This is a genomic window from Pseudomonas sp. PDM25 (genome assembly GCF_019219045.1).
GTDB lineage: Bacteria > Pseudomonadota > Gammaproteobacteria > Pseudomonadales > Pseudomonadaceae > Aquipseudomonas.
Window position 1 is genome coordinate 262896 of record NZ_JAHUWL010000009.1, and the last position, 16110, is coordinate 279005.

The 16110-nt window shown below is 58.4% G+C and carries 18 protein-coding genes; 7 read left to right on the forward strand and 11 right to left on the reverse strand.

Annotated features, from left to right (window positions below; translation table 11 throughout):
• Positions 1-53: 53 nt before the first annotated feature.
• Both KW848_RS19250 and soxR read right to left on the reverse strand, forming a co-directional pair.
• Complete coding sequence (locus KW848_RS19250; protein WP_192410923.1) at positions 54-512, reverse strand: VOC family protein; 459 nt, start codon at positions 510-512, stop codon at positions 54-56.
• 182 nt (positions 513-694) lie between these two features.
• On the reverse strand, positions 695-1141 hold the full coding sequence (soxR, locus tag KW848_RS19255; RefSeq protein ID WP_218537740.1) for a redox-sensitive transcriptional activator SoxR: 447 nt from the start codon (positions 1139-1141) through the stop codon (positions 695-697).
• A 95-nt stretch (positions 1142-1236) separates the two neighbouring features.
• Here soxR and KW848_RS19260 point away from each other — a divergent pair, with 95 nt between their 5' ends.
• Positions 1237-1602, forward strand: a complete 366-nt coding sequence (locus KW848_RS19260) for an antibiotic biosynthesis monooxygenase (protein WP_192410921.1) — start codon at positions 1237-1239, stop codon at positions 1600-1602.
• Here KW848_RS19260 and KW848_RS19265 read toward each other — a convergent pair.
• The 4 genes from KW848_RS19265 to msuE all read right to left on the reverse strand — a co-directional run bounded on the left by KW848_RS19265 (position 1599) and on the right by msuE (position 5768).
• A complete protein-coding gene (locus tag KW848_RS19265) occupies positions 1599-2702 on the reverse strand; it encodes a sigma-54-dependent Fis family transcriptional regulator (protein WP_218537741.1) in 1104 nt (367 codons plus the stop codon). The genes KW848_RS19260 and KW848_RS19265 overlap by 4 nt on opposite strands.
• A 23-nt stretch (positions 2703-2725) precedes the next feature.
• Positions 2726-3913: an acyl-CoA dehydrogenase family protein gene (locus KW848_RS19270; protein WP_218537742.1), complete on the reverse strand. Its 1188-nt coding sequence runs from the start codon at positions 3911-3913 to the stop codon at positions 2726-2728.
• Between the two features lie 135 nt (positions 3914-4048).
• Entirely contained in the window at positions 4049-5194 is a 1146-nt protein-coding gene (ssuD, locus tag KW848_RS19275) for an FMNH2-dependent alkanesulfonate monooxygenase (RefSeq protein ID WP_218537743.1), read from the reverse strand.
• 10 nt (positions 5195-5204) lie between these two features.
• Complete coding sequence (gene msuE / locus KW848_RS19280; protein ID WP_111452324.1) at positions 5205-5768, reverse strand: FMN reductase; 564 nt, start codon at positions 5766-5768, stop codon at positions 5205-5207.
• 400 nt (positions 5769-6168) lie between these two features.
• Here msuE and KW848_RS19285 point away from each other — a divergent pair, with 400 nt between their 5' ends.
• From KW848_RS19285 to KW848_RS19300, 4 genes are all read left to right on the forward strand, one after another.
• Positions 6169-6438 (forward strand): hypothetical protein, encoded by a 270-nt coding sequence (locus tag KW848_RS19285; protein ID WP_056742349.1) that lies wholly within the window; start codon positions 6169-6171, stop codon positions 6436-6438.
• A gap of 100 nt (positions 6439-6538) precedes the next feature.
• Entirely contained in the window at positions 6539-7153 is a 615-nt protein-coding gene (locus KW848_RS19290) for a LysE family translocator (protein WP_218537744.1), read from the forward strand.
• A 204-nt stretch (positions 7154-7357) separates the two neighbouring features.
• Positions 7358-8515 (forward strand): cysteine desulfurase family protein, encoded by a 1158-nt coding sequence (locus KW848_RS19295; protein WP_218537745.1) that lies wholly within the window; start codon positions 7358-7360, stop codon positions 8513-8515.
• 64 nt (positions 8516-8579) lie between these two features.
• The gene (locus tag KW848_RS19300) at positions 8580-10388 is read left to right on the forward strand and encodes an aminopeptidase P family protein (RefSeq protein ID WP_218537746.1); all 1809 of its coding nucleotides are present in this window, start codon (positions 8580-8582) and stop codon (positions 10386-10388) included.
• On the opposite strand, the gene KW848_RS19305 is transcribed toward KW848_RS19300, so the two are convergent.
• Entirely contained in the window at positions 10381-11301 is a 921-nt protein-coding gene (locus KW848_RS19305; RefSeq protein ID WP_218537747.1) for a LysR family transcriptional regulator, read from the reverse strand. The genes KW848_RS19300 and KW848_RS19305 overlap by 8 nt on opposite strands.
• A 104-nt stretch (positions 11302-11405) precedes the next feature.
• Between KW848_RS19305 and KW848_RS19310 the strand changes: the two genes are divergently transcribed.
• Positions 11406-12404, forward strand: coding sequence for a zinc-dependent alcohol dehydrogenase family protein (locus KW848_RS19310; RefSeq protein WP_218537748.1), 999 nt, complete (start codon positions 11406-11408; stop codon positions 12402-12404).
• Here KW848_RS19310 and KW848_RS19315 read toward each other — a convergent pair.
• On the reverse strand, positions 12401-12991 hold the full coding sequence (locus tag KW848_RS19315) for a 2-hydroxychromene-2-carboxylate isomerase (protein ID WP_218537749.1): 591 nt from the start codon (positions 12989-12991) through the stop codon (positions 12401-12403). The genes KW848_RS19310 and KW848_RS19315 overlap by 4 nt on opposite strands.
• A 36-nt stretch (positions 12992-13027) precedes the next feature.
• Entirely contained in the window at positions 13028-13756 is a 729-nt protein-coding gene (locus tag KW848_RS19320; RefSeq protein WP_102616716.1) for an SDR family oxidoreductase, read from the reverse strand.
• A 92-nt stretch (positions 13757-13848) separates the two neighbouring features.
• On the opposite strand from KW848_RS19320, the gene KW848_RS19325 reads away from it, so the two are divergent.
• Positions 13849-14409, forward strand: a complete 561-nt coding sequence (locus KW848_RS19325) for a TetR/AcrR family transcriptional regulator (protein ID WP_218537750.1) — start codon at positions 13849-13851, stop codon at positions 14407-14409.
• Positions 14410-14424: 15 nt separating this feature from the next.
• Here KW848_RS19325 and KW848_RS19330 read toward each other — a convergent pair whose 3' ends face one another.
• Both KW848_RS19330 and rhtA read right to left on the reverse strand, forming a co-directional pair.
• Entirely contained in the window at positions 14425-14706 is a 282-nt protein-coding gene (locus tag KW848_RS19330; RefSeq protein ID WP_218537751.1) for a hypothetical protein, read from the reverse strand.
• 168 nt (positions 14707-14874) lie between these two features.
• The gene (gene rhtA, locus KW848_RS19335) at positions 14875-15762 is read right to left on the reverse strand and encodes a threonine/homoserine exporter RhtA (RefSeq protein ID WP_218537752.1); all 888 of its coding nucleotides are present in this window, start codon (positions 15760-15762) and stop codon (positions 14875-14877) included.
• Positions 15763-16110: the final 348 nt, after the last annotated feature.

Below are 16110 nucleotides of genomic sequence, written 5' to 3' on the forward strand. Positions count from 1 at the left end.
TTGAACGTTAATTCTGTGTACACAGCCAATCCCCTGTGGAAACTATCATTGGATCAACCCTGGCTGAACATCTCCTTCGCCCGCTGCTCGATCTGTTGCTGAGTCAGATCCTCCTTGCGCGTGGCCAGAAACCACAGATGCCCATAGGGATCCTTCAAAGTCCCCGAGCGGTCGCCATAAAACTGATCCTTGACCTCGGACACCACGGTGCCGCCAGCCGCAATCGCCTGTTTATAAGACTTGTCCACATCGTTCACATACAGATGCAGACCTACGGACGGCGACTTGTCCGGATTGCTCAGCGGACCCTGATCGCATGGCGTGCCAAGCATGATCGGGCAATCGCCGATACGCAGTTCGGCGTGGCCGATGCCGCCATCGGGCATGGACAGGCGCATGACTTCGGTGGCGCCAAAGGCTTTCTTGTAGAACTCGATGGCTTCGGCCGCTTTTTGAATGCCCAGATACGGGGTGATGCTGTGATAACCCTCTGGAATAGGTTTGACGCTCATGATCGTTCTCCCTGATTTTTTTGTAGATGGAAGATTTCACTTCGCCGCTTTTCAGCTGGACCAATAAGTGTAGGTGCTGCCAAAAATGGCGATGTCTTGATTTTGATCCTCGGCATTCACCAAGTTCACAAAAAAAGATCACCGCCCGCGGCTGCATTCCCACCAGAGCGTGGGAACGATCATTACAACAGCTGCGGCCCCGGTCCCTGTTCCCCAAGCACATCGCCAAAGTTGCGCAACGGACACGCCTCCATCGACAGACACCCACAGCCAATGCAGCCATTGAGCTTGTCCCGCAGCAAGGTCAGCTGATTGATCCGCTCATCCAGATCCCGACTCCACTGCGCCGACAACACCTTCCAGTCCGCCGCCGTCGGGGCGCGGTTATCCGGCAGGGACTTGAGTGCCTCGCCAATCTCCGACAACGGAATGCCCAATCGCTGAGCCACTTTGATCAACGCCACCCGTCGCAACACTTCCCGTGGATAACGCCGCTGGTTGCCCAGGTTGCGATTACTTTTGATCAAACCCTTGGATTCGTAAAAGTGCAGCGCCGTGACCGCGACACCGCTGCGCGCAGCCACTTGGCCGACGGTGAGTTCCTTGTGCAGATTTTCCGAGGTGATCATTTAAAAAATGCCCCTTGACCTCAAGTTAACTCGAGGTTTTACCCTGCAGGCCTTCGGATCGCAAGATCCGGCTTACACGTCAGTGGGGACTTTTCATGCAAGCGTCAGAGAAAAATCGCAGCTTCACCCAATTGATCGAATTCGAGATCGAACCCCATCAACAGCCCGCACTGGTGTCGGCTCTGTCGAAGCAGACCGAGCGTCTCGCCCAGGGTTACAGCGGTTTTCTGAGTGCCAGCATCCAGGCCAGCGACGATGGCCGGCGGGTGCTCAACTACCTGCAATGGCAAACACGCGAGGCGGGAGAGGCCGCGTTTCAAAGCTTTGAAAGCGGCGAGCAGGATTTCTGGCAGCTGATCCGTGCCCATCAGGCGAAAACCGTGACCTTCGGCTCGTTCCAGGTGCTGCATAGCCTGGAACGCAGCCACGACAACGCGCTGCACTGCAATCTGGTGGGTTAGATCGACAGCTGCATAACACGCTCGCCCTGAAGGTTTTCCGTGGGCCGGCGCTTGTTCACTGCCAGTTCGCCGATCTTGATCAGTCGCGTGCGCGTTACGTTGCGGCTCAAGCCCAGCAGTGCGGCGGTGTGCACCTGGTTGTAATGGCTGAAGCGATAGGCGGCTCGCAGCAACGCGTCTTCGACTTTCTCGTGCAGCGCTCCGGCCTGTTCTTCGAAGAGCTTTTGAAAGGCCCGATTGAGCAGGGCTTCCGGTGAATCGTCGACGGTGCTGTGGTAATCGTCCTGACGCTCGATGCGCATGTTCGACAGGCGCAGGTCGTCGCGTTCGATCACGCCGTTTCGGCAGATCAACAGGGTGTGGTGAATGACGTTTTCCAGTTCGCGAATATTGCCCGGCCAGCTGTAGCCGCGCAGTTTCAATTCGGCCTCTTTGCTGATGCTGACGGTGCCGTAGCCGAGGCGCTGGCTGTAGGCTTCGACGAAATGTCGGGTCAGCGGCAGGATGTCGCCGGGGCGGTCGCGCAGCGGGCTCAATTCCAGGCTTACCACGTCGAGGCGGTAGTACAAATCCTCGCGGAAATGCCCGGCGTTGATGGCTTTCTCCAATTGCACGTTGGTCGCCGCCAGCACACGGACATTGATGGGAATGCTCTTGCGCGAACCCAGTCGCACCACTTCGCGCTCCTGTAATACCCGCAACAACTTGACCTGAATCGCCATCGGCAAATCGCCGATTTCATCAAGGAACAAGGTGCCGCCATCGGCCTCCTCGAACCAGCCGGCCTTGGCGCTCAACGCACCGGTGAAGGCACCTTTTTCATGGCCGAACAACTCGGCTTCCACCAAAGATTCGGAGAACGCGCCGCAGTTCACTGCCACGAAAGGCCGGTTACGGCGGGCACTGAGGTTGTGGATATGCCGCGCCACCAGCTCTTTGCCGGTGCCGGTCTCGCCGATGATCAGCACGCTGGCTTCACTCGGCGCGACTTGTTGAATGTGGGCGAGCAAGGCCTGGGATTTCGGGTCTTCGAACACTTGCGCCGTGGCGCGGATCGAGGTGGCCAGAGCGGGCGAGGGCGGTAAAGTCAGCAGTTGCATGGGCAGGCTCCATGAAGAGAAGGCTATGAATAGAAAGTCGGGATCGGCAGGGACTGGTTCAGCGCCCAGTCACCCAGCTCATGGAGTTTGTAATCCACCGGGTCGTGCAGGGTTTGCGTGCGCAGGTTGCGCCAGTGGCGATCCAGTCGCAGTGAGGCATGAGTTGAACGGGCGCCGGTCACTTCGAACAAGCGGCTACAGAGTTCCAGACCGTTGCGAGTGGCAGCGACCTTGGCCGTGGCGATGGCGGTAGCGAGATGCCCACGTTCTTCGGCACTGAGGTTCGGGCCTTTGGCCCACGCCTTGTCGAGCAATCCGGCAGCGCGCTCCACCAGCAGTCGAACACTTTCGAGGGCGACCCAGAATTCGCCGTAGTGGCCGAGGACATAAGGGTCCTGACGCACATCCTGAGCACTGGATTTGTGCCACGGACGGCTTTCGGTGAGGGTGTATTGCCGCGCTTCTTCGAAGGCCCCTTCGGCAATGCCGAGGAACATGTGGGTGAAGGTCAGCTGGGCAATCAACGGCCGCAGGCAAGCGAATGGCGTACTGAGCGGACCCGGATCGAGCAGCAATTCAGACTCTTCGACCCGCACCCGTTCGAATGTTGCGCTGCCGCTGTCGGTCTGGCGCTGGCCCATGTTGTTCCAGTCGTTATGCAAGGTGATGCCGCTGCGACCGCTGGGAATCGCGGCGATCAACAGCTTGCCGCCAGCGTTTTCGTCGACGGCCGAGGCGATCAGCATTTGCGAATCGCTGGCGCCGGAGCAGAAGCTTTTCTTGCCGGAAAACTCGCGCCAGCCGCCGAGGTTTTTCACCACGGTGCGGGTGTCCAGCGGGTTGAGAGCGTTGCCCCAGAACCAGTTCTTGCGCGCGGTCTGTTCGAACCACGGCTGCCACTGCTCGGGCCGGGCGAACAGGCGCACGGTGGCGAGCATCAAGTGATGGAAGCCGAAGACATGGGCAATCGAACTGTCGACCTTGGCGAACTCGCGCACGATGGTCAGGGTGTCACTCCAGCTGGCGCCGAGGCCGCCGTACTGCACAGGAATGCTTAACGCGAGCAGACCGCTGTGGCGCAAGGCGTCGCGTTCGGCTTTGGGCGTACCGCCTCGTTCATCGCGCTCGACAGCGGTCAGGGCAAACTCGGCCGCCAACAGACGGGCGGTTTGCAAAGGGGATATCAGGGCGCTGTGTGGTTTGGCCGTCACACGGGGGTTCCTTTTTAAAATCGAAGCAGTTCCCTGTGGGAGCGAGCCTGCTCGCGATGAGGCCGGAACAGTCAACATCAGTGTCGACTGTACGGACGCCTTCGCGAGCAGGCTCGCTCCCACAGGGGGGCTGAGTCAGGCCGTGGCTTTGGCGGGCAGCACATCATTGGCAATCATTTCGCCAAACGGCCCGGTCAGATTAGTGACGCCGCGCCCCGCAAGGCTGGCGTACGGCTCAGGCAACAGCGGGAACACCAACTCGGCAAAACGATAAGCCTCTTCGAGGTGCGGATAGCCGGAGAAGATAAAACTCTCGATCCCCAGGTCCGCGTACTCCTTGATTCGCGCCGCCACTTGCTGCGGATCGCCCACCAACGCCGTCCCGGCACCGCCACGCACCAGACCGACACCCGCCCAAAGGTTGGGGGATATTTCCAGGTTGTCACGACGCCCGTCATGCAACGCCGCCATGCGCCGCTGACCTTCGGAATCGAAACGCGAGAACGACTTCTGCGCGGCCGCGATGGTCTCGTCGCTGATGTGCTCGATCAGTTTGTCTGCGGCTTTCCAGGCCTCTTCGGCGGTCTCGCGAACGATCACGTGCAAGCGAATCCCGAACTTCACCGTGCGACCGTTTCGCGCGGCACGCTCACGCACATCGGCCAGTTTTTCTGCCACGGCGGCCGGTGGTTCACCCCAGGTCAGGTAGACATCAACCTGCTCGGCGGCCAGTTCATGGGCGGCTTCGGAAGAACCGCCGAAGTACAGCGGCGGATAAGGTTTTTGCACCGGCGGATACAGCGCCTTGGCGTTCTGCACTTGCAGGTGTTTGCCTTCGAAATCCACCGATTCGCCTTGCAGCACACGGCGCCAGATTTTCAGGAATTCGTCGGTCACTTCGTAGCGTTCGCTGTGATCGAGGAAGATGCCGTCGCCACGGTTTTCATCCGGGTCACCGCCCGTGACCACGTTGATCAGCAAGCGGCCATTGGACAGTCGATCCAGTGTCGCGGCCATGCGGGCCGAGACCGTCGGCGAGATAATTCCTGGCCGAATCGCTACCAGATAACGCAGGCGTTCGGTCAGCGGCACCAGCGCCGAAGCAATCACCCACGAATCCTCGCAGGAGCGCCCGGTGGGAATCAGTACACCGTGGTAGCCGAGGCTGTCGGCCGCCTGGGCCACTTGTTTCAGGTAGTTGAGTGTCACCGGGCGAGCACCCTGAGTGGTGCCCAAGTAATGGCCGTCGCCGTGAGTCGGCAGAAACCAGAAAACATCCATGAAGAAATCCTTAAGCGATTTTCAGCAGATTTTTGGGGTGCACGCCAAACAACGGCGCGGCGCGTTCTGCAGCAAGACGTATGCGGGCCTTCAAGGGCTCACTGGTTATTTGGTAATGGGAGAAATCGGCTTCGGTGGCGTAGACGCCAATCGGCAAGGTCAAGGCCTGGAAGAAACTGAACAGCGGGCGCAACTGGTGATCGAGAACCAGGGCATGGCGTTCGCTGCCACCGGTGGCGGCCAGCAATACCGGCGTGTCGATCAATGCATTGAGGTCGATCAGGTCGAATAGATGCTTGAGCAGTCCAGGGTAGGAACCGCGATAAACCGGCGCGGCGACGATCAGCAGGTCGGCATTCTCGATCGCTTGCAGCTCGGCTTCGATCTCGGCGCTCAACTCCTGACGGGACAGCGCGGCACCCAACGGTCGGGCGATGTCACCCAGTTCAATCAGCTTGCTTTCAATCGGCAATTGTTCGGCCAGTTGCGCCAACAGCGCCTGGGTCAGCACCAACGTGCGGGACGGACGCCAGGTACCGCCGGAGAGGGCAACGACTTTCAATGGACGCGACATGATCAGTTCCTTTTTAAACAGTTGCTCAGGGAGCAGTGAGTAGTCACTGACAGAGAGCAAGAGCTGTACCAATCCCTCGGAGCCCCTGTTTACGGGGCTTTCAACGCGTTGGCCGGTAGACACTGTGCGAATGGCAGAGCTGTTTGTTGAATGACTGTTGCCTGGCAAACAGTTGCTTGAGCAACAGTGCGTGAAGCGATGACCGTTGTTATAAAGGTTCGGTGTTATTCCGTAAAAGACATTAAATTAATATTTATAGATCGTTTGGAGATATAAGGCGTTCTGCCTGAGCGGCATTAGTCAAAGTCGATAGCCACTATCGAGAGCGTTGATTTCTGCAGATCGGATACCCGGCGTAGCCTGTGTTCATTGCCTCGAACCAGATGTCAGGACGCTCACAATGAAACCTCTAATCGCTACTTTCTTGCTGCTTGCGGTCTCCGTTCTCGCCGGGTGTGCCAGCCATGTTTCCCCGGAATTACGGCCGTACACCGCAGAAGAAACCAGAGAATTGGCGCTGGAGGCGTTGAATCGTCGCGGTTTGTCCTTCGACGAATACCACGCGAAAAAAGCCGAATTGCTCGGCCAACCGCAAAAATCGTTCAGCTTCGACAAACAAGGCGAGATGAACGCCGAACGTGCTGTACAGCTTCACGGTCGTCCTAGCTGATCGAAAACTGTACCGCTTGAAGTTTCGCGCAACTGTCCATGGGTTTCCCTGAAGGCCTGCGATAGGGTCAACACCTGACTGATCCAATGGACTGCCACCCATGACGCTCTCGCTCGATTTGCTGCTGGGCTTCGCCCTGTTTGCCCTTGTCACTTCGATTACGCCCGGCCCCAACAACACGATGTTGCTGGCATCAGGTGTGAACTTCGGCTTTAACCGCACCATTCCCCACATGCTTGGCATTACCTGCGGCTTCTTCGTGCTTGTGGTGGCGGTAGGTTTTGGCTTGGGCGCGGTGTTTCAAACCTATCCTTTGCTCTACAGCGTGCTGCGTTACATCGGCGCGGCGTATTTGCTGTACCTGGCGTGGAAAATCGCCCATTCGGGACCAGTTTCCGAGCGTGAAAAGGGCGAGAGCAAGCCGATCAGCTATTTGGGCGCCGCCGCATTTCAGTGGGTCAATCCCAAGGCGTGGATCATGGCCATCGGTGCCATCAGCACCTACACGCCAATGCAGGGTTATTTCACCAACGTGATCGTGATTGCGGCGGTGTTCGCCTTGATCAACCTGCCGAGCGTCAGTGTCTGGGCAGGCTGCGGCACGTTGTTGCGCAATGTGCTGAAGGATCGCCGCTGGTTGCGGCTGTTCAACTGGGGCATGGCCTTGCTGCTGGTGGCTTCGCTGTATCCGTTGTTGCTCGAAAGCTTTAAGTGACGCATTGCTTCAACCGGTTGCCTGATGCCTGTTAAGCTCGACTTCAGGAGCGTTCCTACGCACTTTTAAATGAAGTTGTTCTTCTTTAACGGCCTCCGATCAGGTATTTCTAACGCTCTGAACGATCGGCGCAGCTCACGAGGCTGCGCTTTGACGTTTCAGTGACGAGCCTCCTGATCCCGGAACATGCTCTGCGAGTCTTCTATGAATAAACGTCCTCTGTATTTCGACTACGCCGCCACCACGCCGGTGGATGAGCGGGTCATCAAGGTCATGGTCGAGTGTCTGGGTTTTACCGGCAACTTCGGCAATCCGGCGTCCAGCTCCCATGCGTTCGGTCAACAGGCCCGGCAATCGGTCGAGCAGGCGCGGCGCCAGGTCGCCGATCTGGTCGGCGCTCAGGCGGACCAGATCGTCTGGACCTCCGGCGCCACCGAATCGAATAACCTTGCCCTCAAGGGCGTGGCCCAGGCTCGCGGCATTTCTGGCGGCCACATCATCACCAGCCAGATAGAACACAAAGCGATTCTCGACACGGCAAAGCAGTTGCAGGATGCCGGCGTCGCGGTGACTTATCTGGTGCCTGACGCCGAAGGGCTGATTACCCCGCAAGCGGTCAGCGAAGCAATGCGCGAAGACACCTTTCTGGTGTCGCTGATGCTGGTCAACAACGAACTGGGCACGGTCAACGACATCGCGGCCATCGGCGAAGTCGTGCGTGCTCGCGACGCGTTGTTCCATGTCGACGCGGCTCAAGGTGCAGGCAAAGTGGTGATCGACCTGGCCCGGTTGCCAGTGGATCTGATGTCATTTTCCGCCCACAAGATTTATGGCCCCAAAGGCATCGGCGCGCTGTACGTCGGGCCGCGCGCGCAGCAGCGTTTGCAGGCGCAGATCCATGGCGGTGGTCACGAGGGCGGTTTGCGTTCCGGCACCCTGGCGACTCACCAGATCGCTGGCATGGGTGTGGCGTTCGCCTTGGCGGCCTCTTCATTCGATGAAGAGAAAGCCACGATCGTCCGGTTGCGTGAACGCTTGCTTGAGCAATTGCTGAGTATTCCCGGCGTTCGCCTCAATGGCAGTCCGAACCAGCGCATCCCTCATACCTTGAGCCTGACCTTCAACGAAGGCGAGTTCAATTCAGCGGCGTTGAGCACCTCGATCGCGTTTTCCGCGACCTCGGCCTGCAATTCCGCGAGCAATGCGCCCTCCCATGTGCTGCTGGCCCTGGGGCATGACGCCCGTTCGGCGAGTCGCACCATTCGCTTGAGTCTCGGCCGGTTCACCACCGAGCAGGACATCGACCAAGCGGTACACCTGATCAAAGCGGCCTGTGCCAGTGCTCCGGCATTTTGGCAATAGGTCTGAAAGTGCCGGCGTTGATCGACACTCAACAATAATGATGAAGTGATTAGCAGGAGACACGATGAGTACGCAGCCTTCGATCAATGGATCGGTGCCCCAACGCCTGGCGCAAACCCGCGAACTGATGAGCCGGGAGGGTATTCACGCTCTGCTGGTGCCGTCGGCCGATCCGCATCTTTCGGAATACCTGCCGGGTTACTGGCAAGGGCGGCAATGGTTGTCGGGGTTCCATGGCTCGGTTGGCACGCTGATCGTTACGCCGGATTTTGCCGGCGTCTGGGCCGACAGCCGTTATTGGGAACAAGCGACCAAGGAACTCAAGGGCAGCGGCATCGAACTGGTCAAGCTGCAACCGGGTCAACCCGGCCCGCTGGACTGGCTGGCCGAGCAAACCCCTGAAGGCGGCGTCGTCGCGGTAGATGGTGCGGTAATGGCCGTGGCTTCGGCGCGTACGTTGGGTGGCAAGCTCGAAGAGCGCGGCGCACGTCTGCGCACCGACATCGATGTGTTGAGCGAAGTCTGGAGCGACCGTCCGACGCTGCCCAATGAACCGATCTATCAACACCTGCCGCCTCAGGCGACGGTCAGCCGTGGCGAGAAACTGGCCAGGCTGCGTGAGGTTTTGAAAGATCGCGGTGCCGACTGGCATTTCATCGCCACCCTTGATGACATCGCCTGGCTATTCAACTTGCGCGGCGGTGACGTGTCGTTCAACCCGGTGTTTGTTTCCTTTGCCTTGATCAGCCAGCAGCAGGCCACCCTGTTCGTGGCGCTGAGCAAGGTCGACACCAAGTTGCGCGCGATTCTCGAACAGGACGGCGTGACCCTGCGCGATTACAGCGAAGTGGCCGCCGCCTTACGCGCCGTTCCGAGCGGGGCGAGCCTGCAAGTCGATCCGGCGCGCGTCACCGCCGGCTTGCTGGATAACCTGGATAGCGGCGTGAAGCTGATCGAAGGCCTGAACCCGACGACGTTGGCCAAGTCGCAGAAAAGCCTGGCCGATGCCGAGCACATTCGTCAGGCCATGGAGCAGGACGGCGCGGCGCTGTGCGAATTCTTCACCTGGCTGGACACTGCGTTGGGTCGTGAGCGCATCACCGAACTGACCATCGACGAACACCTGACGGCGGCGCGTACCCGACGTCCGGGCTATGTATCGCTGAGCTTCAACACCATTGCCGCGTTCAACGCCAATGGTGCAATGCCGCACTACCACGCCACCGAAGAAGAACACGCGGTGATCGAGGGTGACGGTCTGTTGTTGATCGACTCCGGCGGCCAGTACCTGGGCGGCACCACTGACATCACGCGGATGGTGCCGGTCGGTACACCAACCGATGAGCAGAAGCGCGATTGCACGCGGGTGCTCAAAGGCGTGATTGCGTTGTCCCGTGCGCAATTCCCTCGCGGCATTCTCTCGCCGTTGCTCGATTCGATTGCCCGCGCGCCGATCTGGGCTGAAAGCGTTGATTACGGTCACGGCACCGGTCACGGCGTCGGCTACTTCCTCAACGTGCACGAAGGCCCGCAGGTCATCGCCTATCAGGCCGCCGCGGCACCGCAAACCGCGATGCAGCCGGGCATGATCACGTCCATCGAACCGGGCACTTACCGTCCGGGCCGCTGGGGTGTGCGGATCGAGAACCTGGTGTTGAACCGCGAGGCGGGCAAAAGCGAATTCGGTGAATTCCTGAAATTCGAAACCCTGACCTTGTGCCCGATCGACACTCGCTGCCTGGAACCGTCGCTGCTGACTGACGACGAAAAGCAGTGGTTCAACGCCTACCACGCCGAGGTGCGCCAGCGCTTGAGCCCGTTGCTCGATGGCGCAGCCCTTGAGTGGTTGAACACCCGGACGGCGGCTATTTGATCGGTTGGAGTTCAGGCGCTTCTTCGAGCGCCTGGCTCATGTAGTCGACAAAGGCTTTGACCCTGGCGGATTGGCGACGATTCGCCGGGGACACGGCATGAATCGGCAGTGACTGGGCGCTGTATTCCAGCAAAATCGCGGTCACGCGTCCCGCCTTCAAGTCCTCGCTGAACAGCCAGACCGGTGACAGCGAAATCCCCAATCCCCCCAGTACCATCTCGCGGATGGCCTCGGAGTTGTTGCTTTGTGCGTTGCCCTTGATTCGCACTGCGTGACGTTGCGCCTCTCTCTCGTAAACCCATAGGTTCTGACTGTTCAGCAGGTTGAACTGCAGGCAGTTGTGCCCGCTCAATTCTTCGGGCGTTTGCGGGTGGCCGTGTTGCGCAAGGTAGTTGGGGGCTGCGACGGTCACTCGGTGGGTGGTGCCGATGCGGCGGGCAATCAACTCGCTGTCGTTCAACTCGCCGATCCTGAAGGTGACGTCCAATCCTTCACTGACCAGGTCCTGATTTTGATCGCTCAGTTGCAGATCAATCTGTACGTGAGGATATTTTTTGAGGAATGTCGGCAGTCGCGGAGCAATCTGCAAGCGCCCGAAACTCACGGACGATCCGATTTTCAGGTTTCCGGCAACAGCTTCGCGGCCGGAGTGAAAACTGTGTTCTGCGGCGTCTACGGCCGCCAGAATTTGTCGACATTCGCTGTAGTACCGCTGACCTTCGTCGGTCAGGGACATTTGTCGGGTGCTGCGGGAAATCAGCTTTCCACCCAGTTCAGTTTCCAGTGCTCGCAGCACTTTGCTGATGGTCGGCTGGCTGGTCTGCAATTCCCGGGCGACGGCAGAAAAGCTGCCACGTTCGACAACGCGAACGAAGATCGCCATTGCATTGAGTTTGTCCACGGGGTTTCTCATTGATGCCATATGGGCATGGTCACTATAGCTATATAGCGTCTTATCGGTATGAGTGAGGGGGAGGAAGATTAATCCGACAGCCACCTCTGACGGGAAATTGCGAAATGACTGACTTACTTGAAATGCGCGCTCTGATTGTTGACTCGGCCAACGGGCCTTTACGCTTGGCTTCCGTTCAACGGCCCGTACCTGAGACCGGTCAGGTATTGGTCAGGATCAAGGCCAGTGGGGTGAACCCTCTGGATGGAAAGATTCGCTCGGGTCAGGCTGCTCATGCGCGCCAGCCATTGCCGGCGGTATTGGGTATTGATCTCGCGGGAACAGTGGAGGCGTTGGGGGAGGGTGTCAGCGGATGGCTGCCGGGTGATGAGGTCTATGCAATGGCCACTGGCATTGGCGGTGCGCAGGGCTCACTGGCTGAATACGCCGCCGTCGATGCACGGCTGCTGGCGCGCAAGCCAGGCAATCTAAGCATGCGCGAGGCGGCAGGGTTGCCGTTGATACTGATCACGGCGTGGGAAGGATTGGTGGATCGTGCGCGGGTGCGGGCGGGACAGAAAGTGCTGATTCATGGCGGTGCGGGTGGTGTCGGGCATGTGGCTGTGCAAATTGCCCGGGCTTTCGGTGCTGACGTGTTTGCCACCGGATCGGCCGGGAAGCAGGCGATCATCGAAGGGTTCGGTGCGACGTTTATTGATTATCGTAAATCTTCGGTTGAGGAGTACGTGGTTGAGCACACGGCGGGGGAGGGCTTCGACATTGTCTACGATACGGTGGGTGGTGAGACGCTGGACGCTTCATTCAAGGCTGCTCGGGTTTACGAGGGGCATGTCGTGAGTTGTCTCGGATGGGGGCAGCACAGTCTTGCGCCGCTCTCGTTTCGTGGGGCGACTTATTCTGGAGTGTTTACTTTGTTGCCGTTGCTGACTGGCAAGGGGCGCGAGCACCATGGGGAGGTACTTCGGGAGGCTGCGCGGTTGATCGAGGCGGGGCAGTTGAAACCGCTGCTCGACCCTCGGCAGTTCACGCTACAAACCGCCGAGGCCGCCCATGAGCTGCTCGTCTCGGGAGCTGCGCAGGGGCGGTTGGTTATCGAGATCTAACTCAGGGTTTCAAGGACGAAGTCCAGGCGATCCTGGCCGAAGAACAGCTGATGATCGACAAACATGCTTGGAGCACCGAATACACCCCGTTGCACTGCTTTCTCTGTGTTGTCCTTGAGAGTGGCTTTGACTTCCTCGTCGGCGGTCAAGGCCAGCACCTCATTTGGATCGAAACCGTTCTGCGTCAGTACTGACGCGACGGTCGCCAGGTCATCAAGGCTGCGGCCTTCAACCCAGAGGGCGTGAAACAGGCAATCGATGAACGCCTGAAAGCGTTCGGGATGGCGCAACTGCATGCCAGTGACGGCGCGCATCAGCATCAGGGTGTTGATAGGGAAGTGGGGATTGAACTTCAGTGGCACGCCATAGCGTTTGGCATAGCGGTCCAGATCTTGAAACATGTAGCGGCCCTTGGCGGGGATAGCCGCGGGCGAGGCGTTACCTGTGGCTTTGAAGACGCCACCCAGCAAGATGGGTATAAAGATCAACTGGCTGTCGGTCTGCTCGCAGATCTTCGGTAGTTGGGTATAGGCCAGGTAGGTGGCGGGGCTGCCGAGGTCGAAGTAGAACTCCACGGTTTTGCTCATGGTCGATGCGCTCTGTTTTTTATTGTGGGGGAGGGCTTACCAGCGTTCGCTCCAGGGGCGAAGGTCCAGCTCGAAGGTCCATGCATCACGGGGCTGGCTGTGGAGGTACCAATAGTTCTCGGCAATGTGCTCTGGATTGAGAATGCCGTCCTGATCCTTGGTCGCATACTTTTCGGGGAAACTCTCGCGGATGAAATCGGTATCGATGGCACCGTCGACTACCACATGGGCGACGTGAATATTCATCGGCCCCAGTTCACGCGCCATGCTTTGCGCCAGGGCACGAATCCCGTGCTTGGCGCCGGCGAACGCCGCAAATCCTGAGGCTCCACGCAGGCCGGCGGTAGCACCGGTGAACAGGATAGTCCCGCGTTGACGCTTGGCCATGCGCTTGGCCACTTCACGAGCGTTGAGAAATCCTGAGAAGCAGGCCATTTCCCAGATCTTGAAATATTTGCGCGCGGTTTCTTCGAGAATGCTGCAAGGCACATTGGCGCCGATGTTGAAGACGAACGCTTCGATTGGGCCAATCTGGCTTTCGATCTGCTCAACTAACGCAATCACGTCCTCTTCCTTACGCGCATCGCAGGCAAATCCGTGGGCTTCACCGCCATCGGCCTTGATGGCATCCACCAGCGGCTGGAGTTTGTCCGCGCTGCGGCGGGTGACACATGCCACAAATCCTTCCTGCGCAAAGCGTTTTGCAATTGCGCCGCCGGTGGCATCCCCAGCACCTACAACCAGTACGACCTTCTTGTTATTCATGGGTAGATCCCTTTGCTAAACGATCGTTAACTAAACGAACGTTATGCTACGATTCGGCAAGCGTCAAGGCGATCAATCCTGAGGGCAAGGCAATGCGGTACACGGCCAATCACAAACTGGAAACCAAAGAGAAACTACTTGAAAGCAGTGCGGTGTCGGCCAAGAAGTCTGGTTTTTCAACGGTGGGTGTCGACGGGTTGATGAAGGCAATCGGCTTGAGTGGCGGGGCTTTCTACAGTCATTTTTCATCGAAGGATGAGCTGTTCGCTTCAATCGTCGAGCGTGAGTTGTCTCAAAGTCTGGAGCGTTTAGAGGCGGACCGGAGTCGCGAGAAGCTCCAGCGCTGCCTGAAACACTACCTGAGCATGGCTCATGTCGAGCACCCGGAATCCGGCTGTGCTTTGCCAGCATTGGGGGCTGAGATTGCACGTTCAGACGTGATGATTCGTCAGCAGGCGGAGAACTGGATTTGTCGGCTTCAGAAGAGTTGGGCGCAAGTTCTGGACAGCGACAGCCTGGCCTGGGCGATTCTGTCGCAATGTATCGGTGCGTTGGTCATTGCGCGAATGCTGGCCACGCCGGACATTCAGCGCGCGGTACTGAAGTCCAGTTACGATGAGATTGGCCGCCAGATCGCAGGTTCACGAACCTGACAAGGCGGCATCAATCTACTTGCAGATGACGATCATGCTGCGGCTGGTATAGCCGGCAGGGTTGAGGCCGAACGGGTAATCGCCTGGTTCTTCTACGGCGTCCCCTGACTTGGCGATGACCTTGTAACCTTTGGGAGCGCACGAGTTGGCAGCGCTGGTGTAGCACTTGTCCCAGGATGACGAGAGCCCGGAACAGTTGATATGCAGCCCTCTCTTGCCGTGTTTTACCTGGGTTTTCGATGTCGCCGCGCAGCCCGCAACCGCAAGTACGGCGATCATTATCAAAATTCGTTTCATTACTGTCCTTATAGCGTCCCCGGATCTTTGCGCCCGGGTCTGGCTGCATTCGCTTTTGCTTGAAGCGTTCTGATATCCCTATCTGAAAAATCCATGTCTGACACTGGGTTGCGGGCCTAAACATGGCCTAATTGCGCGGCAAATACCAGACCCTTGTCAAATCCTGTTTCAATCTGCAGCGACAGCAGGCTTGGCCGCGCTCCCCATCGTCATGGTCGCGCCTATGGAAGCCAGAATGATGCACATGATGGCCATCCATTGAGACAGTGAAAGGTACTCATGGAGAAACAACAGGCCTGACAGTGCGCCGATCGCAGGTTCAATGCTCATCAACGTGCCGAATGTCCGGGTCGGGATTCGGGTGAGGGCGACCATCTCCAGCGTGTAGGGCACGGCGGTGGACAGAATGGCGACAGCGATGGCCACGGGGATCAGTGAGGGAGTGAGCAGCGCGGCACCAGCATGGACGATGCCGATAGGGGCTACAAAAAATGCCGCAATCATCACCCCCAGTGCCGCGGTCTGCACGCCATTGTCGGCGCCGGCCTTTTGGCCGAACAGAATGTAAAGCGCCCAGCAGACACCTGCGCCCAATGCATAACCGGCGCCTACCAGATCGATCCCCGCGGTCGTTTCTCCCATAGGTATTAACAGCAGCAAGCCGACGGCTGCCAGGGCGATCCACAAAAAGTCGATCGCGCGACGTGAGGCGTAGATGGCTACCGCCAGTGGGCCGGTGAACTCCAGCGCAACTGCAATACCGAGGGGGACGGTTTGCAATGACATGTAGAAGAGGAAGTTCATACCGCCCAACGCCATTCCGTAGACGATGACGGTGCGCAGGGATTTTGCGGTGAGCTTCGCTCGCCAGGGGCGCAGTATCAACATCATGATCACGCTGGCGAAGATCAGCCGCAGGGTGGTAGTCCCTTGCGCGCCGATAATGGGGAACATGCTTTTAGCGAGAGAGGCCCCCGACTGGATTGATGCCATGGCTATCAATAGCAGGCCAACCGAAAACAGGGTCGAGGCAAGGCTGCGAGGTTGGTCATTCATGGTGCGGCATCGTCCGAAGTAGGAAACGAGAGTGATATTGGGCAATATACTGCGCCTCATGGCGGGCGCGTCTATATATAAGCAGCGATTTTGAGCGTCCGTAGAGAAAAGCGTAATTAACGGTTGACGGCAGATTCTGGAAGTCTATAATTCGCCCCACTTCCGGCGCAGTCGAAACGGAAAACTCCTTGGTAAACAATTGGTTACGCAGTTTTCGGCAACGAGTTGCTTCAGGTCATCGAAGCCCAGAAGGAGTTGATCGGGCAGTCTGTTTTTGCCTAATTGACGATTCGATCTTCTCGGTCGAAAGCGGTGTAAAAGAGGTGTTGACAGCAGCGAGTAACGCTG